General features: G+C 64.3%; 22 protein-coding genes. 15 read left to right on the top strand and 7 right to left on the bottom strand.

All coding sequences use genetic code 11. From position 1 onward, the window contains the following. Positions 1-11: 11 nt before the first annotated feature. Entirely contained in the window at positions 12-932 is a 921-nt protein-coding gene (locus tag LPB04_RS12960; protein ID WP_193684984.1) for a LysR family transcriptional regulator, read from the bottom strand. Positions 933-1,029: 97 nt separating this feature from the next. Here LPB04_RS12960 and LPB04_RS12965 point away from each other — a divergent pair, with 97 nt between their 5' ends. Together LPB04_RS12965 and maiA are read left to right on the top strand one after the other, a co-directional pair. After that, complete coding sequence (locus LPB04_RS12965) at positions 1,030-2,070, top strand: fumarylacetoacetate hydrolase family protein (RefSeq protein ID WP_193684985.1); 1,041 nt, start codon at positions 1,030-1,032, stop codon at positions 2,068-2,070. Continuing rightward, on the top strand, positions 2,067-2,711 hold the full coding sequence (gene maiA, locus LPB04_RS12970) for a maleylacetoacetate isomerase (RefSeq protein WP_193684986.1): 645 nt from the start codon (positions 2,067-2,069) through the stop codon (positions 2,709-2,711). The genes LPB04_RS12965 and maiA overlap by 4 nt, the downstream gene beginning before the upstream one ends. Positions 2,712-2,756: 45 nt before the next feature. Here the strand turns inward: maiA and LPB04_RS12975 are convergent, their stop codons facing one another. Further along, the gene (locus LPB04_RS12975) at positions 2,757-3,203 is read right to left on the bottom strand and encodes a CBS domain-containing protein (protein ID WP_193684987.1); all 447 of its coding nucleotides are present in this window, start codon (positions 3,201-3,203) and stop codon (positions 2,757-2,759) included. Positions 3,204-3,353: 150 nt separating this feature from the next. On the opposite strand from LPB04_RS12975, the gene LPB04_RS12980 reads away from it, so the two are divergent. The 12 genes from LPB04_RS12980 to LPB04_RS13035 all read left to right on the top strand — a co-directional run bounded on the left by LPB04_RS12980 (position 3,354) and on the right by LPB04_RS13035 (position 12,757). Continuing rightward, entirely contained in the window at positions 3,354-4,124 is a 771-nt protein-coding gene (locus tag LPB04_RS12980; protein ID WP_193684988.1) for a uracil-DNA glycosylase family protein, read from the top strand. 293 nt (positions 4,125-4,417) lie between these two features. After that, complete coding sequence (gene iscR / locus LPB04_RS12985; protein WP_193684989.1) at positions 4,418-4,897, top strand: Fe-S cluster assembly transcriptional regulator IscR; 480 nt, start codon at positions 4,418-4,420, stop codon at positions 4,895-4,897. A 13-nt stretch (positions 4,898-4,910) separates the two neighbouring features. After that, positions 4,911-6,167 (top strand): IscS subfamily cysteine desulfurase, encoded by a 1,257-nt coding sequence (locus tag LPB04_RS12990; RefSeq protein ID WP_193684990.1) that lies wholly within the window; start codon positions 4,911-4,913, stop codon positions 6,165-6,167. Between the two features lie 40 nt (positions 6,168-6,207). Next, on the top strand, positions 6,208-6,597 hold the full coding sequence (iscU, locus tag LPB04_RS12995; RefSeq protein WP_193684991.1) for a Fe-S cluster assembly scaffold IscU: 390 nt from the start codon (positions 6,208-6,210) through the stop codon (positions 6,595-6,597). A 39-nt stretch (positions 6,598-6,636) separates the two neighbouring features. Beyond that, positions 6,637-6,960: an iron-sulfur cluster assembly protein IscA gene (iscA, locus tag LPB04_RS13000; RefSeq protein ID WP_193684992.1), complete on the top strand. Its 324-nt coding sequence runs from the start codon at positions 6,637-6,639 to the stop codon at positions 6,958-6,960. Positions 6,961-6,967: 7 nt separating this feature from the next. Further along, complete coding sequence (gene hscB, locus LPB04_RS13005; RefSeq protein WP_193684993.1) at positions 6,968-7,483, top strand: Fe-S protein assembly co-chaperone HscB; 516 nt, start codon at positions 6,968-6,970, stop codon at positions 7,481-7,483. A 126-nt stretch (positions 7,484-7,609) separates the two neighbouring features. Then, a complete protein-coding gene (gene hscA / locus LPB04_RS13010) occupies positions 7,610-9,499 on the top strand; it encodes a Fe-S protein assembly chaperone HscA (protein ID WP_193684994.1) in 1,890 nt (629 codons plus the stop codon). Positions 9,500-9,544: 45 nt separating this feature from the next. After that, a complete protein-coding gene (gene fdx, locus LPB04_RS13015) occupies positions 9,545-9,886 on the top strand; it encodes an ISC system 2Fe-2S type ferredoxin (RefSeq protein ID WP_193684995.1) in 342 nt (113 codons plus the stop codon). Positions 9,887-9,898: 12 nt separating this feature from the next. After that, the gene (gene iscX / locus LPB04_RS13020; RefSeq protein ID WP_193684996.1) at positions 9,899-10,093 is read left to right on the top strand and encodes a Fe-S cluster assembly protein IscX; all 195 of its coding nucleotides are present in this window, start codon (positions 9,899-9,901) and stop codon (positions 10,091-10,093) included. Continuing rightward, positions 10,080-10,973: a class I SAM-dependent methyltransferase gene (locus LPB04_RS13025; protein WP_193684997.1), complete on the top strand. Its 894-nt coding sequence runs from the start codon at positions 10,080-10,082 to the stop codon at positions 10,971-10,973. The genes iscX and LPB04_RS13025 overlap by 14 nt, the downstream gene beginning before the upstream one ends. A 6-nt stretch (positions 10,974-10,979) precedes the next feature. Next, positions 10,980-12,011, top strand: coding sequence for a low-specificity L-threonine aldolase (gene ltaE / locus LPB04_RS13030; RefSeq protein ID WP_193684998.1), 1,032 nt, complete (start codon positions 10,980-10,982; stop codon positions 12,009-12,011). Further along, positions 12,011-12,757 carry an rRNA pseudouridine synthase gene (locus LPB04_RS13035; protein ID WP_193688987.1) on the top strand — a complete coding sequence of 249 codons (747 nt, stop codon included), beginning with the start codon at positions 12,011-12,013 and terminating at the stop codon, positions 12,755-12,757. Before ltaE ends, LPB04_RS13035 begins: the two co-directional genes overlap by 1 nt. A gap of 98 nt (positions 12,758-12,855) precedes the next feature. Here LPB04_RS13035 and LPB04_RS13040 read toward each other — a convergent pair whose 3' ends face one another. The 5 genes from LPB04_RS13040 to LPB04_RS13060 form a co-directional block, all read right to left on the bottom strand. Further along, positions 12,856-13,992 (bottom strand): IS481 family transposase, encoded by a 1,137-nt coding sequence (locus tag LPB04_RS13040; RefSeq protein WP_193684999.1) that lies wholly within the window; start codon positions 13,990-13,992, stop codon positions 12,856-12,858. 245 nt (positions 13,993-14,237) lie between these two features. After that, positions 14,238-14,780 (bottom strand): RDD family protein, encoded by a 543-nt coding sequence (locus LPB04_RS13045; protein ID WP_193685000.1) that lies wholly within the window; start codon positions 14,778-14,780, stop codon positions 14,238-14,240. Beyond that, on the bottom strand, positions 14,767-15,522 hold the full coding sequence (locus LPB04_RS13050) for a DUF3106 domain-containing protein (protein WP_193685001.1): 756 nt from the start codon (positions 15,520-15,522) through the stop codon (positions 14,767-14,769). The genes LPB04_RS13045 and LPB04_RS13050 overlap by 14 nt, the downstream gene beginning before the upstream one ends. Beyond that, positions 15,519-15,929 (bottom strand): DUF3619 family protein, encoded by a 411-nt coding sequence (locus tag LPB04_RS13055; RefSeq protein ID WP_193685002.1) that lies wholly within the window; start codon positions 15,927-15,929, stop codon positions 15,519-15,521. Before LPB04_RS13055 ends, LPB04_RS13050 begins: the two co-directional genes overlap by 4 nt. Continuing rightward, positions 15,926-16,495: an RNA polymerase sigma factor gene (locus LPB04_RS13060; protein ID WP_193685003.1), complete on the bottom strand. Its 570-nt coding sequence runs from the start codon at positions 16,493-16,495 to the stop codon at positions 15,926-15,928. Before LPB04_RS13060 ends, LPB04_RS13055 begins: the two co-directional genes overlap by 4 nt. Before the next feature lie 222 nt (positions 16,496-16,717). Between LPB04_RS13060 and LPB04_RS13065 the strand changes: the two genes are divergently transcribed. Beyond that, positions 16,718-17,593 carry a TauD/TfdA dioxygenase family protein gene (locus tag LPB04_RS13065; RefSeq protein ID WP_193685004.1) on the top strand — a complete coding sequence of 292 codons (876 nt, stop codon included), beginning with the start codon at positions 16,718-16,720 and terminating at the stop codon, positions 17,591-17,593. The last annotated feature ends 9 nt before the right edge of the window (positions 17,594-17,602 follow it).

A 17,602-nucleotide genomic window follows, 5' to 3' on the forward strand; every position in this document is an offset into this window, starting at 1 on the left:
CGCCTGCTGATTCATGCTTGCATCATGCGCGCCTCGCTGCGCTTTCCCTCCACATACGGAAACAGGAAATCGATGAAGCTCTGCGCCGCCGGCGACAGCGAGCGTCCGGCGCGCGTGTAGACGAAAAAGCGCCGCGTCAGCCTGGGCTCCTCGAGCGGGCGCATGTGCAGTTGGTAGAGCTGCACCAGCGGCTCGGCATACGGCAGGCAGACGGTGATGCCGAGCCCGGCGCTGACCATCGCCAGCGCCGTCGTCATGAAGGTGACTTCGTTGGCCGGTTTCAGGGGCACTTCGCGCAGCAGGGCTTGCATGTCGGCCAGCAGGCGCTCCGTGAATTGTCCCTGCAGGGCGATGAAGGGATAACGCGCGACGTCCTGCCAGGTGACGCGCGCGTTCGCCTCCAGGGGGTGTCCCTGCGGGAAGACGAGGGAGAAGGGCATCTCGAACAGCTCGCGCGCTTCCAGTTGCGGCGCCGGTTCGCGCTCGGGTCCGATGCCGAAATCGGATTCGCCCGAGAGCACGCGCGCGATCACGTTCTCGACCGGGCTGTCGGCGACCCGGACATCGATGTCCGGTTGCCCGCTGCGGTAGGCAGCCACGGCTGCGGGCACCAGGGTGCAGCACATCAGTTGTGGCGCGGCGATGCGCACCACGCCTTTTCGCAACTGCGTATGGTCCGCCACGTTCGCCAGCGCACCGTCGAGATCATCGATCATCTGGCTAAATAGCGGATACAGCTCGCGGCCGATGTCCGTCAATACGATGCGGCGCGTGGAACGGTCGACGACGCGTGCGCCGAGGGTCTGTTCGAGCTCCTTGATCAAGCCCGAAAGAGCCGATTGTGTCACGTGCATGGACGCTGCCGCCGACGTAAAGTTATTGGTCTTGGCGAGCGCCACGAACGCGCGCATCTGGCGCAGGGTGGGATTCATAGGATAGTCTGATAAATCAGGCGGAAAATATTGTTTGTATGATAGTTCGTTTTGACTTTTAATGGCGGCAACTAATGCCCGGACTAAGGAACTCGCCATGAAACTCGCTTCACTCAAGACCGGCGGCCGCGACGGTACGCTGGTCGTCGTCAGCCGTGACCTCGTCACCTGCCAGGCCGTCCCGAAGATCGCGCGCACGCTGCAGGCCGCGCTCGACGACTGGGACGCGGTCGCGCCGCGCCTGCAGGCCGTCTACGACAAGCTCAACAATGGCAGCGCCGACCAGGCCGAATCCTTCATCGAGATGGATTGCCATTCGCCGCTGCCGCGCGCCTACCAGTGGGCCGACGGCTCGGCCTACATCAACCACGTCGAGCTGGTGCGCAAGGCGCGCAATGCCGAGGTGCCGGCCTCGTTCTACACCGACCCGCTGATGTACCAGGGCGGCGGCGACTCCTTCATCGGTCCCTGCGACCCGATCGCCGTGATGAGCGAAGACTGGGGCGTCGACCTGGAAGCGGAAGTGGCGGTCGTCACCGGCGACGTGCCGATGGGCGCGAGCATCGACGAGGCCGCGAAGGCGATCCGCCTCGTCATGCTGGTGAACGACGTTTCGCTGCGCAACCTGATTCCGGGCGAACTGGCAAAGGGTTTTGGTTTTTACCAGTCGAAGCCGGCCAGCGCGTTTTCTCCGGTGGCGGTCACGCCGGACGAGCTGGGCGACGCCTGGCTTGACTCCAAACTGCACCTGCCGCTGCTGGTCACGGTCAACGACGAGCCCTTCGGCAAGCCGAACGCGGGCGAGGACATGACCTTCAGCTTCGCGCAACTCGTTTCGCATGCTGCCAAGACGCGCGAGCTCGGCGCCGGCAGCATCATCGGTTCCGGCACGGTGTCGAACAAGCAGGGCGGCCTGCATGGCTCGAGCATCGCCAACGGTGGCGTCGGCTACTGCTGCCTGGCCGAACTGCGGATGTACGAAACCATCGAACTCGGCGCCCCGGCGACGCCATTCCTGCGCTTTGGCGACAACGTGCGCATCGAGATGCTGGATCTTGATGGCGCCAGCATTTTCGGCGCCATCGATCACGAGGTGAGGCATTACCACGGCGCGCATTCCCACGAGAGGAAAGAATGAAGCTTTATACCTATTTCCGCAGCTCCGCCGCCTACCGCGTGCGCATCGCCCTGAACCTGAAGGGCCTGGGCTATGACGCGGTGCCCGTGCACCTGCTCAAGGACGGCGGCCAGCAGCGCCAGGAGGAATACCGGCGCATCAATCCGAGCGGCCTGGTGCCGGCTTTCCAGGACGAGCGCATCACGCTGACGCAGTCGATGGCGATCGTCGAATACCTCGATGAGCGCTTCCCGGCCGTGCCCCTGATGCCGCAGGATGCGCCGGGACGCGCCCGCGTGCGCGAGCTGGCGCAGATCATCGCCTGCGACATCCACCCGCTGAACAACCTGCGCGTCCTGCGCTACCTGGTGCACGAGCTGAAAATCAGCGAAGAGCAGAAGAACGACTGGATCCGCCACTGGATCCGCGAAGGACTGGCCGGCCTCGAATCGCACCTCGCGCGCGACCCGGCCGCCGGTCCCTTCTGCCACGGCAGCGCGCCGACGATCGCCGACTGCTTCCTGGTGCCGCAGGTGTTCAATGCCCAGCGTTTCGAGATCGACATCAGCGTCTACCCGAACATCGCCCGCATCTACGCGCTATGCATCGACCTGCCGGCCTTCGCGGCCGCGCATCCATCCAGGCAGCCGGACGCCGAGTAAGCGGCTGCTCCCGGAGGCGGACGGGAGCGTCCGCCTCGTCCGGTGTCAGTGCCTCGTCGCCGAACGGTCCGGCTCCGACGGCGTCGAGATCTCGTCGAGCGTGCGGTCGACGTCGGCCGAGTGCTTGGTCGCCACGTCGCCCAGCGACACGATGCCGATCACCTGTTGCGACTGCTCGTCGAGCACGGGAATGCGGCGGATCTGCACGTCGCCCATCTGCCCCAGCACCTCGTCGACGCTCTGGCCGGCGGTGCAGGTGCGCACGTCGGTGCTCATCACCTGCTCGACCTTCGTCGAGCCGGGCGCCTGGCCGACGGCCACGGAGCGCACGGTGATGTCGCGGTCGGTGATCATGCCAACCAGCTTGCCGTCATCGAGCACCGGGATGGCACCCACATTCAATTCGTCCATCAGCTGTGCGGCGCGCTGCACGGTCTCCTGCGGCGAAATGGTCTGCACGTCGCGCGTCATGATGTCCTGGATGGTTTGCATGTTCTGTCTCCTTTGTTCGGGTGTTGGTGGATGGGCGATTACTATGCCTCGATTTGCGAAACCGGTACGCCAGCTTGACGTACGGCACCGATGCACCCGCTGCGCATGGGCTGGGCTACAATTTCGCCTCTTTTTCGCAACCGACCAGCCATGAACAGCTCCCCCATCCCCGGCGCCATGATCGACGCGCTCGCCCTTGCCGACGCCTCCTGGCGGCCCCATCTGCTGCGCGGCCTGGAAGCAGTGGCGCAGGCCAATCCCGGCTACCTGCCGGCACTGGCCGCGGACGATTATTTGCCGACCCAGGGGCGTTTGTTCGCCGCGTTTGCCCAGCCCCTGGACCGGGTGCGCTACGTGCTGGTGGGGGAGGGACCGTATCCGCGCGCCGAGAGCGCGACCGGCGTCTGCTTCATGGATGGCGCGGTCGGCGACCTGTGGAGCGAAGCGGGCCTGTCGAAGCCGGTGAACCGGGCGACCTCGCTGCGCAACTTCATGAAGATGCTGCTGGTGGCCGACGGCCGGCTGCAGCTCGAGGACACGGGCGGCGCGGCCATGGCGCCGGTGGCGGCCGCGGCCTTGTCGAACGGCTCGATCCGGACCCTGGCGCAGTTACAGGACAACCTCACGCAGCAGGGATTCCTCTTGCTGAACGCGGCGCTGGTGTTTCGCAAGCACGTCAAGCCGGCGATCGATGCGCGCGCCTGGCTGCCGTTTTTGCAGACCGTGCTGGCGGTGCTGGCCGCGCAGCCCCAGCCCCCGACGCTGGTGCTGTGGGGGAAGATTGCGGAGGAGTTGAGGAAGCTGCCGGAAACCGCAGGCTTGCCGCAGGTGCTGGCGGAGCATCCGTATAACCTGAGCTTTATCGGGCACCAGGGGATGCGGGAATTGTTCGGGCCGATGGGGTTGTTGCGGGCGCGCTGAGAGGCGGTTTCGATTGCGGGCGCGATCGTCCAGAAGTCGCGTATCACCGCGTGGGCAGCGCGGACGGCGCGTCTGTTCGATCGTCAGGGTGGAGCTGCCCACCCTACGGCAGCATCCAAAAAGCCTCGCTAACCAGGTCCGCCGTTTTTGGGGCCGCCAAGACAAGCCCCCCGGAATTTGCTATACTTGACTAAATCGTTCAACTAATCCGGTCTTTCTGCTTCAGCACCGAAGACCTGGAAAAGTGGATGCGAAATGAACAAGGGCAATATTTTAACATTACCGGGGTTGTGATGCGTCTGACCACCAAAGGCCGTTTTGCTGTCACTGCGATGATCGATCTTGCCCTGCGCCAGGGTACGGGTCCGGTCACGCTGTCGGGCATCAGCCAGCGCCAGGCCATTTCGCTGTCCTACCTCGAGCAGCTGTTCGGCAAGCTGCGCCGCCACGAGATCGTCGAATCGATCCGCGGGCCGGGCGGCGGCTACAGCCTGGCGCGTCCGGCGGAAAAGGTGACGGTGGCCGACATCATCATCGCCGTCGACGAGCCGCTCGACGCCACCCAATGCGGGGGCAAGGAAAACTGCCACGGGTCGGACGCCGCCAGCGGCATCCGCTGCATGACCCACGACCTGTGGACCACGCTGAACGCCAAGATGGTCGACTACCTCGATTCGGTCTCCCTGCAAGACCTGGTCGACCAGCAGAAGCAGAAAGAACAGAACGTCGTGGTGGTGCACCGCACCCCCACCGCCACCAAAATTGAAGCATGACTGGAGTGAACTGATGAACGCGCCTTTGGACAAAAAAATCGAGCAGAGCTTCGTGACTGCGCCACATTTCCCGGTCTATATGGACTACTCGGCAACGACGCCGATCGACCCGCGCGTGGCGGACAAGATGATCCCCTTCCTGCGCGAGCAGTTCGGTAATCCGGCATCGCGCAGCCACATGTATGGCTGGTCGGCCGAGGCTGCCGTCGAAGAGGCGCGCGGCCACGTCGCCGCCCTGGTCGGCGCCGATCCGCGCGAAATCATCTGGACCTCCGGCGCCACCGAATCGAACAACCTGGCCCTGAAGGGCGCGGCCCAGTTCTACAAGACCAAGGGCAAGCACATCATCACGGTGAAGACCGAGCACAAGGCCGTGCTGGACACCGTGCGCGAGCTCGAGCGCGTCGGTTTCGAAGCCACCTACCTGGAGCCGCAGGACAACGGCCTGATCACCGTCGAGCAGCTGGCCGCGGCAATCCGTCCGGACACGATCCTGGTCTCGGTCATGCTGGTCAATAACGAAATCGGCGTGATCCAGCCGATCGACGAAATCGGCGAACTGTGCCGCTCGAAGGGCATCATCTTCCACTGCGACGCCGCCCAGGCGACCGGCAAGGTGCACATCGACCTGAACAAGACGAAGTGCGACCTGATGACCTTCACCGCCCATAAAACCTATGGTCCGAAGGGCATCGGCGCCCTGTACGTGCGCCGCAAGCCGCGCGTGCGCCTGGAAGCGCAGATGCACGGCGGCGGCCACGAGCGCGGCCTGCGCTCGGGCACCTTGCCGACGCACCAGATTGCCGGCATGGGCGAAGCCTTCCGCATCGCCAAGGAAGAGATGGACAGCGAGATCGTGCGCATCACCGCGCTGCGCGACCGCCTGGCCAAGGGCCTGATGGAGATCGAAGAGGTCTACATCAACGGCGACATGGAACACCGCGTGCCGCATAACCTGAACGTTTCGTTCAACTATGTCGAAGGCGAGTCGCTGATCATGGCGATCAAGGACATCGCCGTGTCGTCCGGTTCGGCCTGCACCTCGGCCAGCCTGGAGCCATCCTACGTGCTGCGCGCCCTGGGACGCAGCGACGAACTGGCGCACAGCTCGATCCGCTTTACCATCGGCCGCTTCACGACCGAAGAAGACATCGATTTCACGATCGAACTGCTGAAATCGAAGGTCGGCAAACTGCGCGAACTGTCGCCCCTGTGGGACATGTTCAAGGACGGGATCGACATCAGCACGATCCAATGGGCAGCCCACTAATCAGTACGGAACGCATTAAGAGAAGATAAGGAGCACTACCATGGCATATTCGGACAAAGTACTCGACCACTACGAGAATCCACGCAACGTCGGCGCCTTCGACAAGGGCGATGACGCCGTCGGTACCGGCATGGTCGGCGCACCGGCCTGCGGCGACGTGATGAAGCTGCAGATCAAGGTCAACGAGCAGGGCCTGATCGAAGACGCGAAGTTCAAGACCTATGGCTGCGGTTCGGCCATCGCATCGAGCTCGCTGGTGACCGAATGGGTGAAGGGTAAAACCCTGGACCAGGCACTGGCCATCAAGAACACGCAGATCGCCGAAGAACTGGCGCTGCCGCCGGTCAAAATCCACTGCTCGATCCTGGCCGAAGACGCGATCAAGGCCGCGGTCGCCGACTACAAGACCAAGCACGCAACTGCGCAGTAAAGTTGATTCATTAGCTAGAACCAAGCTGGAGAGGAACGCATGGCAATCACACTGACCGAAAAAGCGGCGAAGCACATCAACCGCTACATCGAGCGTCGCGGCAAGGGCCTCGGGTTGCGTTTCGGCGTGCGCACCACCGGCTGCTCCGGCCTGGCCTACAAGCTGGAGTACGTCGACGAATCGGCGGCCGAGGACACTGTCTTCGAGTCGTTTGGCGTGAAGGTCTTCGTCGACCCGAAAAGCCTGCCCTACATCGACGGCACCGAACTCGATTTCGCCCGCGAGGGACTGAACGAAGGCTTCCGCTTCAACAACCCGAACGTCAAGGACAATTGCGGTTGCGGCGAGAGCTTCCGGATCTAAGAACCTGATGCAGAACCACTTCGAGCTCTTCGGCCTGCCGGCCCGCTTCGACGTCGACATGGCCGCGCTCGACGCGGCCTACCGCGACGTCCAGGGCCGCGTCCACCCGGACCGTTTCGTCAACGCCACCGATGCGGAAAAACGCGTCGCCATGCAATGGGCCACGCGCGCGAACGAAGCCTATCAAACGCTGAAGAACCCGCAGAAGCGCGCGCACTACCTGTGCGAGCTGAACGGCGTCGACCTGCAGACCGAGTCGAACACGGCGATGCCGATGGCTTTCCTGATGCAGCAGATGGAGTGGCGCGAAGAACTCGGCGACGCGCGCGCGGCGAAGGACGCCGACGCGCTGGACGCCCTGGACAAGCAGGTGCGGATGGAGCGCAAGGCCATGCTGGCCGAGGTCGGCAAGCAGCTCGACGCCGGCGATTTTCCGAAGGCCGCCGAGGGCGTGCGCGCGCTGATGTTCCTCGACAAATTCGGGGACGAAGTACAGTACGCATACGAAGCGATCGAAGGGTAAATCAACGTCGCGGCGTGCCGAAGGGATGTAGGGTGGGCGGGTCTCCCGCCCACGCGTTCAAGTGGCGTACGCATTTCGCGATGATCGCCGCAGCATCACACAGAACAACAACCAGGTAACACGAACATGGCACTTTTGCAGATCTCCGAACCCGGCATGTCGACCGCGCCGCACCAGCACCGGCTGGCCGTCGGCATCGACCTGGGCACCACCAATTCGCTTGTCGCCACCGTCCGTAGCGGCAGCCCCGAAGTGCTCAGCGACGAGGACGGCCGCTCCCTGCTGCCATCGGTCGTGCGTTACCTCGCCAACGGCAATGCCCATATCGGCCGCAAGGCGCAGGCCCACCGCACCACCGACCCGAAGAACACCATCGTCTCGGTCAAGCGCTTCATGGGCCGCGGCCTGAAGGACATCGCCCACGCCGAGAACCTGCCCTACGACTTCGTCGACGGCGAAGGCATGGTCCAGATCCGTACCGTCGCCGGCGTGAAAAGCCCGGTCGAGACCTCGGCGCAAATCCTGGCGACCCTGCGCCAGCTGGCCGAAGATTCACTCGGTGACGACCTGGTCGGCGCCGTCATCACCGTGCCGGCCTACTTCGACGACGCCCAGCGCCAGGCGACCAAGGACGCGGCCCAGCTGGCCGGCCTGAACGTGCTGCGCCTGCTGTCCGAGCCGACCGCCGCCGCCATCGCCTATGGCCTGGACCATGGCTCCGAAGGCGTCTACGCGGTCTACGACCTCGGCGGCGGCACCTTCGACATCTCGATCCTGAAGCTGTCGAAAGGCGTGTTCGAGGTGCTTTCCACCGGCGGCGACTCGGCCCTGGGCGGCGACGATTTCGACCACCGCCTGTTCTGCTGGATCACCGAGCAGGCGAAACTGTCGCCACTGTCGGAAGAAGACACGGCGACCCTGATGGTGAAGGCGCGCCAGGCCAAGGAACTGCTGTCGACCAACGACGAGACGACGGTCGACGCCGTCCTGAACTCGGGCGAACTGGTGCACGTGAACATCACCGCGCAGACCTTCACCGAGATCACGAAACACCTGGTCGCGAAGACCATGAACGCCATCCGCAAGGCCATGCGCGACGCCGGCGTGACGGTCGAAGACGTGGACGGCGTGGTGATGGTCGGCGGCGCCACGCGCATGCCGCACGTGCGGCGCGCCGTATCGGAGTTTTTCCACACCATCCCGCACGCGAACATTGACCCGGACAAGGTCGTGGCCCTGGGCGCCGCGATCCAGGCCAACCTGCTGGCCGGTAACCGCGCTTCCGGCGACGACTGGCTGCTGCTGGACGTGACGCCGCTCTCGCTCGGCATCGAAACCATGGGCGGCCTGGTGGAAAAAATCATCCCGCGCAACTCGACGATTCCCTGCGCCCGTGCGCAGGAGTTCACGACGTTCAAGGATGGCCAGACCGCGCTGGCGGTGCACGTGGTGCAGGGCGAACGCGAGCTGGTGTCGGACTGCCGCTCGCTGGCGCGCTTCGAGCTGCGCGGCATCCCGCCGATGGCGGCAGGCGCGGCGCGGATTCGCGTAACGTATCAAGTCGATGCCGACGGTTTGCTGTCGGTCGCAGCGCGCGAGACGCGCTCGGGCGTCGAAGCCTCGATTACGGTGAAACCGTCCTATGGCCTGGGCGACGACGAAGTCGCGCGCATGCTGCAGGACTCGTACAGTTCGGCGCAGGTCGACATGCAGATGCGCGCGCTGCGCGAAGAACAGGTCGAGGCCGAGCGCATCCTGCTGGCGACGCAGTCGGCGCTCGATACCGATGCCGATCTGCTGGAAGCGTCCGAGCAGGAAGCGCTGGCGGCCCTGGTGCAGGGCGTGCGCGATGCGGCCGAACGTTCGAACGATGCGGCTGTGGAACCGGGCACGCGCCAGAACGCGCTGCACGATGCGGTCCAGGCGCTCGCGCACGGCACCGAGGAATTCGCCGCGCGGCGCATGGACAAGAGCGTGCGCCAGGCGCTGGCAGGCAAGTCGCTGGACGAAGTGTGAACGCACCCGCCCGCGAACGATATAAATAATTAATGAGGTAACAACGTGCCACAAATCGTCATCCTGCCCCACCCGGTCTTCTGCCCCGACGGCGCCGTACTGGAAGCCCCGAGCGGCAAATCCGTCTGCGACGTCATGCTGGAAAACGACATCGAGATCGAACACGCCTGCGACCGCGTCTGCGCCTGCACCACCTGCCACGTGATCGTGCGCGAAGGTTTCGACTCGCTGAACGAGCAGGAAGAAAAAGAAGAAGACATGCTGGACAAGGCCTGGGGCCTGGAACCGAATTCGCGCCTGTCGTGCCAGGCGATCGTGGCCGACGAGGACCTCGTGGTCGAGATCCCGAAGTACACGATCAACCACGCGGCCGAAAAGAACCACTGATCAGGACTAGCCATGAAGTGGAATGATGTGACGGCAATCGCCGAAACACTGGCGGAGAAGTACCCGGACGTCGACCCGAGCACGGTGCGCTTCGTCGACCTGCACAACTGGGTCGTCGAGCTCGAAGGCTTCGACGACGACCGCACGCGCGGCGGCGAGCGGGTCCTGGAAGCCATCCAGGCGGCGTGGATCCATGAAGCGCGCTGACCAGAAACCGGCCACGGCGCCGGAACTTCCACCAGAGGTGCGCCCCGGGCAGTCGATCGAACTGCTCAAGGAACTGCACATCCTCACGCGCGACGCCAAACTGAACCAGGACAGCCGCCGCAAGCTGAAGCAGGTCTACCACCTGATCAACTTCATCGAGCCACTGGTCAAGGACGTGCGCTCGGAGAAAGGCTCAGTCTCGCTGGTCGACCATGGCGCCGGCAAGTCCTACCTCGGCTTCATCCTCTACGACCTGTTCTTCAAGGGCCTGGAGGACGCCTCGCACATCTACGGCATCGAGACGCGCGACGAGCTGGTCGCGAAATCGACCGGGCTGGCGGCGCGCCTGGGCTTTGCCAACATGTCCTTCCTGCCGCTGTCGGTGGCGGAATCGACCACGTCGAGCAAGCTCCCTGAGACGATCGACATCGTCACCGCGCTGCATGCCTGTAACACGGCGACCGACGACGCCATCGACTTCGCGCTGAAGAAGAAGGCGAAGCACATGGTGCTGGTGCCGTGCTGCCAGGCCGAAGTGGCTTCGGTCTTGCGCAAGAATAAGGGCCGGGACTTGAAAAGTCCGCTGACCGAAATCTGGCGCCGTCCCATCCACACGCGCGAATTCGGCAGCCAGGTGACCAACGTGCTGCGCTGCCTGCAGCTCGAAGCGCACGGCTACGAGGTGACCGTCACCGAGCTGGTGGGCTGGGAGCACTCGATGAAGAACGAGCTGATCGTGGCGACCTATAAAAACCTGCCGCGCCGCCGTCCGGGCGAGCGCCTGCAGGAAGTGCTGTCCACGCTGGGGCTGGAAGAGATGGGCCAGCGTTTCTATGCATCGCAAGCGGAAGCCGAAGCCAAAGCCGAAATGAACGACTGAGAGACCATGAGCGAAAAAATCACCTGGATCGACCTGCGCAGCGACACCGTCACCCAACCCTCGCAGGCGATGCGCGCCGCGATGGCCGCCGCTGAAGTCGGCGACGACGTCTACGCCGACGACCCGACCGTCAACCGCCTGCAGGACTACGCGGCCGATTTGTTCGGCTACGAAGCCGGCATGTTCGCCCCAAGCGGCACGCAAACGAATCTGATCGCCCTGATGACCCACTGCGGCCGCGGCGACGAATACCTGGTCGGCCAGGAAGCGCACACGTATAAATACGAAGGCGGCGGCGCCGCGGTGCTGGGCTCGATCCAGCCGCAGCCGATCGCCAACCAGGCGGACGGCTCGATTCTGCTTTCCGACATCGAGGCCTACATCAAGCCCGACGACATGCACTTCGCGCGCACCCGCCTGCTGGCGCTGGAAAACACGATCGGCGGCCGCGTATTGAAACAGGACTACATCGCCGCCGCGACCTCGCTCGCGCATGCGAAAGGTCTCGCCACCCACCTCGACGGCGCGCGTATCGCCAACGCGGCGGTCAAACAGAACATCAGCCTGCGCGAGGTGGTGAAGGGTTTCGATACCGTCTCGGTCTGCCTCTCGAAGGGTCTCGGCGCGCCGGTGGGTTCGGTGCTGCTCGGTCCGAAGGCTTTCATCGAACAGGGCAAGCGCTGGCGCAAGATGCTGGGCGGCGGCATGCGCCAGGCCGGCGTGCTGGCCGCGGCCGCGCACCACGCGCTGGAGCACAATGTGCAGCGCCTGGCGGAGGACCACGAGCATGCGGCCCTGCTGGCGCAAGGCCTGGCGCAGATCGACGCTTTGAATGTCGGCAGCCCGCAAACCAACATCTTCTGGCTGGACATCCCGGCGGCCGCCTGCGCGCCGCTGAGCGCGCATCTGGCGGAGCAGGGCATCCGCGCCTCGATCGGTCCGCGCACGCGCCTGGTGACCCACCTGGACATCTCGCGCACGGACGTCGACAAGGTCGTCGCTGCGTTCAAAAACTTCTTCCAGGACTGGCGCGCTTGATGAGCAACACGGGGAATGCGGAAGGAATCCGCCTGGCCAAGCGTGTGGCCGAACTGGTGCAATGCTCGCGGGCGGAAGCGGAACGGTATATCGCCGGTGCCGGTGTGACGGTCGACGGCGTCGTGGTCGAGGACCCGGCCACGCGCGTGCTGCCTTCGCAAAGCGTGGCTGTGCTGCCCGGCGCCAGCGCCGAGGAAGCGCCGCCGGTCACGATCCTGCTGCACAAGCCCGAGGGCATGAATGCGGGCGTCGGCATGCGCGGCGCGAATGCACTGGAGTGCCTGACGCCGGAGACGCTGGTCGTCGGCGGCCACGGCCAGCCGCGCTTCCTGAGGCGCCACCTGGCGCGCCTGACCCTGTGCACGCCGCTGGAGACCGATGCGAGCGGGCTGCTGGTCTACTCGCAGGATTTCCGGGTCGTGCGCAAGCTGCTCGACGACGGCGAACGCGTCGAGCACGAGTATGTGGTGGAGGTGTCGGGCGGGATCAGGGAGGGCGGTCTCGCGCTGCTGAACCACGGATTGAGCTTCAACGGCAAGCCGATCAACCCGATGAAGGTCAGCTGGCAAAGCGAGGGGCGCCTGCGCTTCGCCGCCAAGGGCGTGCGGCCCGGCCAGCTCGAGCACATGTGCGCGGCGGTGGGCCTGACCGTGACCGACATCAAGCGCTTGCGGGTGGGGCGGATGTCGATGGGTGGGCTGCCGGCGGGGCAGTGGCGCTATCTGACGGACTACGAACGGTTTTAACGGACTGCTGACGTTTCACCGCGTGGGCTCGAGAGTGTTTAGCACAGGGACATAGGTAACACCTGGCTAGGGACATGGGTAACACATGTGGTGTCATTCTAGCCGGGGTTTCGTAGGTCGATCATTCGTAGTTCCCGCTCGCAGAAAAACACCTTGTAGACGCCTTCCTCAGCCGTTGGACGCACGGCAACGAGTTCATCGAGCAGCCCCTCGCCGACAAAATAGTCGCGTCCGCGGAAGTGCAGCTGGCCATGCCGGCGCACTTTGCGCACGTCGTCTCCCTCGTCGTATTCGATAGGTGGCAGGCTCGATGGAAACGGTCTGGCGCTGGGTGTGTAGCGCGTCACTGGTGGGCGCTGTCCAAGCGCTTCGTGAGGGCGGATGAGGTTGTACTGGTCACGCCAGCCGTTGAAGGCGCTCTGACATGAGTCGATGGTGTTGAAGCCTGAACGGTCGAGCAATTCGCGTTTAAGCGTGCGGTGAAAGCGCTCGTCCTTGCCCTGCGTCTGAGGATGGTAAGGACGGCTATGGCTGACGCGGATGCCCAGGCGCGTCAGCCAGATTTCCAGCTTGGAGAGTGTGCCATGCCCCGACGTTCCCCAGGGCGGACCGTTGTCGCATGTGATCCGTTGCGGCAAGCCGTAAATCAGAAACGCCTGGGTCAAGGCTGTTCGCACCTGCGTGCCATCTTCGCCCGAGCAAGCAGCCAGACAGATTGCAAAGCGGGAGTGGTCGTCCAGGACGGTCAGCGGATGACAGCGCCCAGCGCGCTTGTCGGTCAACGCAATATGGCCTTTGAAATCCATCTGCCACAGCAAATTGGGTGCTTCGTGTTCGAAACGGGTGTGCGTTCGCTCGGTAACGTCGGCGTGGGGCACTAAACGACGGCCATTACGCCGCAAGATTGCGGCGATGGTGTTGTGATGCGGCTTGGCCATCCCGTCCGGTAGCAAGGCGGCCAGCTTGCGCCCACCCCAGCACGGATACTGGTCATGCAGCGCCAACACCTGAGCCTCGAGCTGAGCATCGCTCCGATTCGGCGACGTCAGGGGCTGGCGTGACCGGTCACTCAAGCCGGCCGGCCCTTCCTGGCGGTAGCGGTCCATCCACAAGTATGCGCTCTTGGGACTGACGCTGAATGCACGGCACAGCGCCCGTATGTTGGCTCCCGGCGCCGATGCCAACATCACGAATTCAAGGCGAGAAGACATTTTGGAACTCTCCTTCCAAGGCATCGCACGCTCCCAAAGTCAGCAGTGCAATGATCATAAAAGGTGTTACCTATGTCCCTAGCCAGGTGTTTAGGATGTCCCTGTGCCAAACAGAGAGCCCACCCTACGTTACATGGCGGCCAACGGTGCAGTGACAGCGGTGGTCCACCGTTGTACCGCGTTACACGGCGGCCAACGGTGTAGTGACAGCGGTGGTGCACCGTAGGGTGGGCTCCCGAGCCCACGCGTTACGGTGCTTCCGAGGCCGCTTACTTCTTCTTTCCCACCTTCGGCAAGGCAATCAAGCGCGTCCCCGCAATCCGGTCATGCAGGAACTGCCGGTCCTTGTCCAGGAAGGCGGTCAGTCCCCACGCCACCAGCCCGAGTACCAGCACCAGCGCCCACTCCTTGAACTGGTGCAGGCCGAGCACGCCGCCGACCACCAGCGCCGGCGCAAACCATCCCCAGGCCAGCAGGTAGCGCAGTGCCGCATTTTTAAAAGGCACCTTCGCACAACCCACCTTCACCACCTTGATGCGCCAGGTCTTCATGGCCAGCGTAAAACCGCTGCCGCTCCAGGCGTGGACGAAATACGCCGCCGTCACCAGGAACAGGAACACCATCAGGCCGGCGCGGTAGGCGGGCGACTGGCGGTTGCCGGTGGCGTAAATATAGATGAAGACGGCCAGTGCTTCGACCGCGATCAGGAGAAAGGCTTCGTAGACCATCGCGACGATGCGCCGCCTGACGGTCGGCGTGCCGATCACGGAAGGCGCAGTGACGACCGCATTGACTTCGTTATCCGTTTGCATTCGACGAGGCAGGTGCGGCGGCGGGTTGGGCGGCGGGCGCCGCCGGGGCAGTGGCAGCCGGCGGCGTCACGGGACCGGGTGCGGGCTGGGTGATCGCCGGGGCAGTCGGGATCGAGGCCGGCGCCTCCAGCGACATGCAGGTCGCGCCGCGGCGCGTGGTGCCGGCGGGGCAGGGAGTCGGGGTCACGATCGTGCTGGCCGGCGCCGGCGGGCCGGCGGCGGCCGCGTTCTTGCGCGCCGCCGCTTGCGCCAGGCGCTGTTTCTCGCCGGGCGTGAGCTGCTTGTAGCTTTCCCAGGTGGCGGCCTTGTCGCCGGGCGCCAGTTTGCGCGCCTTGGTGTAGTTTTCGCGTGCGAGGCTGCGCTGTTCCGGGGTGAGGCGCATCCACTGGCGCATGCGCTCGTGCACGCGTGCCTGTTCGGTCGGATTCATCGACGCGAAGCGGCGCGACAGCTCCAGCCATTTCTTCTTGCGTACGCTGTCCATCGCATCCCATTCGGGACGCAGCGGTTCCAGTGCGACCTGCTGGGCTGGCGACAGCTCGCGCCAGAGCGGCTGGCCGAGGGTCGGCGCGCTCCTGGCGGGCGCGCCAGGCGTGCCGGTGGACGTGGCTGCGCTGCGGATGGCGCCAGGGCCGTCGTTTCCTGCGTTATGCCAGACGACCCAGGCCGCGAGACCGGCCAGCACCACCGCCACCGCGGCAATCCAGCCGAGGCGGCGTGGCTTGGAAGGGGGTGTCCTCATTGGCGGCGCTGTTGCGACTCCAGATAGGCATTGAAGCCATGGTCAAGGTAGGCCGTCAGCGGCAGTTCGTCGGCCAGCACGGCGGCGTCGAGCTCGGCCAGTTCGGCGATGCGCTGCTGCTGTTCGTACTGGTACAGCCCGCCCAGGCCGACCACCAGCGCCAGCAGCGGGATGGCCACGCCGAGGCGGCCGAGTCCAGCCCCGGAGAAATGGAAGTCGACATCGAAGAAGCGCCGCGTCTTGCGCTTGTTTGCTTGTACTTCGACCGGCGCATCGGCCTTCTTGCGCGACAGCGCGAGCGCGCGCGCGGCGGCCAGGCGCTCGGTCGTCGAAGCCGGCAGCGCGTCGAGGTTTTCGTTCAGGGCATGGCGCAGCTTGTACGCCAGGTTGATGTCGTCGGTATTCATAATTTTATTCCCTTGGCCCGCAGGGCATCGGCAAGGGTATGCGTAGCGCGAGAACAGTGCGTTTTGACACTGCCCTCCGAGCATCCCATTGCCGCGGCCGTTTCGGCCACGTCCATATCCTGCCAGTAACGCATAAGGAAGGCTTCGCGTTGACGCGCCGGGAGCTTTTGTATCTCCGCTTCGATCAGGTGCAAGGTTTGGGCGCGTTCGACCTGATCCATGCTGGACTCGGCCGCAGCCGTTCCTTCCTCCGCTTCGTACGCATCGAGTATATCAAAGTCCTCATCGTCGTTTCCGCGTCGGCCGAGGCCCGAGAACAGGCTGACCCAGGTGTTACGGACCTTTTCGCGGCGGAAGTAATCGAGGATGGTGGTCTGCAGGATGCGCTGGAACAACATCGGCAATTCGGCGGCCGGCTTGTCGCCGTATTTTTCGGCGAGCTTGATCATCGCGTCCTGCACGATGTCGAGCGCCGCTTCGTCCTTGCGCACCGCGTACACGGCCTGCTTGAACGCCCGCCGTTCGACATTCTCGAGGAAGTCGCCTAGTTCTTTGTCTGTCGCCATGCGCCGAGGAGGGTGATACGCACCGGTACGTAGCTGGTGCTTTATGGAAAACCCACGAATCGTAGCAAAAATTGCTCTTGTATGCACAGTAATTGCTCAGTGTCGTACCAAGGTGGCGCAGCCGGGATTTCAAAAAACGCATGACGATCCTCGAAATGATTCGTTGTCGGGCTCGCAGCGGCTGGCTAACCTGAACCCAACATTGACTCAGCTCAGATCATCATGCCTCTCGATACCGCTTCCCGACAGGACTTCGACATCCGCCCCCTCAGCGCCCCGCTCGGCGCCGAGGTGCTCGGCCTCGACCTCACGCGTCCGCTCGATACCGCCGACCTGGCGCGCGTGCACCGCGCCCATCTCGACCACCACGTACTCGTGTTTCGCGATACCCATATCACCCCGGCCCAGCAGGTGGACTTTTCGCGCCGCTTCGGCGAACTGCAGATCCACGTGCTGCGCCAGTTCCAGCTGCCCACGCAGCCGGAGGTATTAGTTATTTCGAATATCCGCGAGAACGGCGAACCGATCGGCCTGGGCGATGCCGGCCACTACTGGCATTCCGACCTGTCCTATAAAGCGGTGCCGAGCCTGGGCTCGATGCTGCACGCGCAGGAGCTGCCCGCCGACGGCGGCGACACCCTGTTCGCGAACCAGCACCTGGCCTGGGATACCTTGCCGGAAGAACTGAAGCGCGAAGTCGAACACCTGCAGGCCGAACACAGCTACCTGGCGCGCTACGAAGACCTGCGCAAGCTGAATCCATGGCGTCCCGCGCTCACCCAGGCCCAGATCGACGAAGTGGTGCCGGTGCGCCAGCCGGTCGTGCGCACCCATCCGGAAACGGGACGGCGGGCGCTGTTCGTCAGCGAGCATTTCACGACCCGCATCCTCGATATTCCGGAAGCGCGCAGCCGCGAGCTGCTCGACGCGCTGTTCGAGCATTCGACGAAGCAGGAATTCATCTACCGCCATCAGTGGAAGCCGCAGGACATGGTGTTCTGGGACAACCGTTCCCTGCTGCACCTGGCCGCCGGTTGCCCGCCCGAGCAGCGCCGCAAGCTGTACCGCACCACGATCGCGGGCGATGTCCCGTTCTGAACCAGGAGA

The sequence above is a fragment of the Massilia litorea genome, assembly GCF_015101885.1.
GTDB classification, from domain to species: Bacteria; Pseudomonadota; Gammaproteobacteria; order Burkholderiales; family Burkholderiaceae_D; genus Telluria; species Telluria litorea.

Bases quoted from the DNA above. Each gene is read 5' to 3' on its own strand.
- LPB04_RS12960 (WP_193684984.1), bottom strand. From the start codon at position 932: ATGAATCCCACCCTGCGCCAGATGCGCGCGTTCGTGGCGCTCGCCAAG.
- LPB04_RS12965 (WP_193684985.1), top strand. From the start codon at position 1,030: ATGAAACTCGCTTCACTCAAGACCGGCGGCCGCGACGGTACGCTGGTC.
- maiA (WP_193684986.1), top strand. From the start codon at position 2,067: ATGAAGCTTTATACCTATTTCCGCAGCTCCGCCGCCTACCGCGTGCGC.
- LPB04_RS12975 (WP_193684987.1), bottom strand. From the start codon at position 3,203: ATGCAAACCATCCAGGACATCATGACGCGCGACGTGCAGACCATTTCG.
- LPB04_RS12980 (WP_193684988.1), top strand. From the start codon at position 3,354: ATGAACAGCTCCCCCATCCCCGGCGCCATGATCGACGCGCTCGCCCTT.
- iscR (WP_193684989.1), top strand. From the start codon at position 4,418: ATGCGTCTGACCACCAAAGGCCGTTTTGCTGTCACTGCGATGATCGAT.
- LPB04_RS12990 (WP_193684990.1), top strand. From the start codon at position 4,911: ATGAACGCGCCTTTGGACAAAAAAATCGAGCAGAGCTTCGTGACTGCG.
- iscU (WP_193684991.1), top strand. From the start codon at position 6,208: ATGGCATATTCGGACAAAGTACTCGACCACTACGAGAATCCACGCAAC.
- iscA (WP_193684992.1), top strand. From the start codon at position 6,637: ATGGCAATCACACTGACCGAAAAAGCGGCGAAGCACATCAACCGCTAC.
- hscB (WP_193684993.1), top strand. From the start codon at position 6,968: ATGCAGAACCACTTCGAGCTCTTCGGCCTGCCGGCCCGCTTCGACGTC.
- hscA (WP_193684994.1), top strand. From the start codon at position 7,610: ATGGCACTTTTGCAGATCTCCGAACCCGGCATGTCGACCGCGCCGCAC.
- iscX (WP_193684996.1), top strand. From the start codon at position 9,899: ATGAAGTGGAATGATGTGACGGCAATCGCCGAAACACTGGCGGAGAAG.
- LPB04_RS13025 (WP_193684997.1), top strand. From the start codon at position 10,080: ATGAAGCGCGCTGACCAGAAACCGGCCACGGCGCCGGAACTTCCACCA.
- ltaE (WP_193684998.1), top strand. From the start codon at position 10,980: ATGAGCGAAAAAATCACCTGGATCGACCTGCGCAGCGACACCGTCACC.
- LPB04_RS13035 (WP_193688987.1), top strand. From the start codon at position 12,011: ATGAGCAACACGGGGAATGCGGAAGGAATCCGCCTGGCCAAGCGTGTG.
- LPB04_RS13040 (WP_193684999.1), bottom strand. From the start codon at position 13,992: ATGCCTTGGAAGGAGAGTTCCAAAATGTCTTCTCGCCTTGAATTCGTG.
- LPB04_RS13045 (WP_193685000.1), bottom strand. From the start codon at position 14,780: ATGCAAACGGATAACGAAGTCAATGCGGTCGTCACTGCGCCTTCCGTG.
- LPB04_RS13050 (WP_193685001.1), bottom strand. From the start codon at position 15,522: ATGAGGACACCCCCTTCCAAGCCACGCCGCCTCGGCTGGATTGCCGCG.
- LPB04_RS13055 (WP_193685002.1), bottom strand. From the start codon at position 15,929: ATGAATACCGACGACATCAACCTGGCGTACAAGCTGCGCCATGCCCTG.
- LPB04_RS13060 (WP_193685003.1), bottom strand. From the start codon at position 16,495: ATGGCGACAGACAAAGAACTAGGCGACTTCCTCGAGAATGTCGAACGG.
- LPB04_RS13065 (WP_193685004.1), top strand. From the start codon at position 16,718: ATGCCTCTCGATACCGCTTCCCGACAGGACTTCGACATCCGCCCCCTC.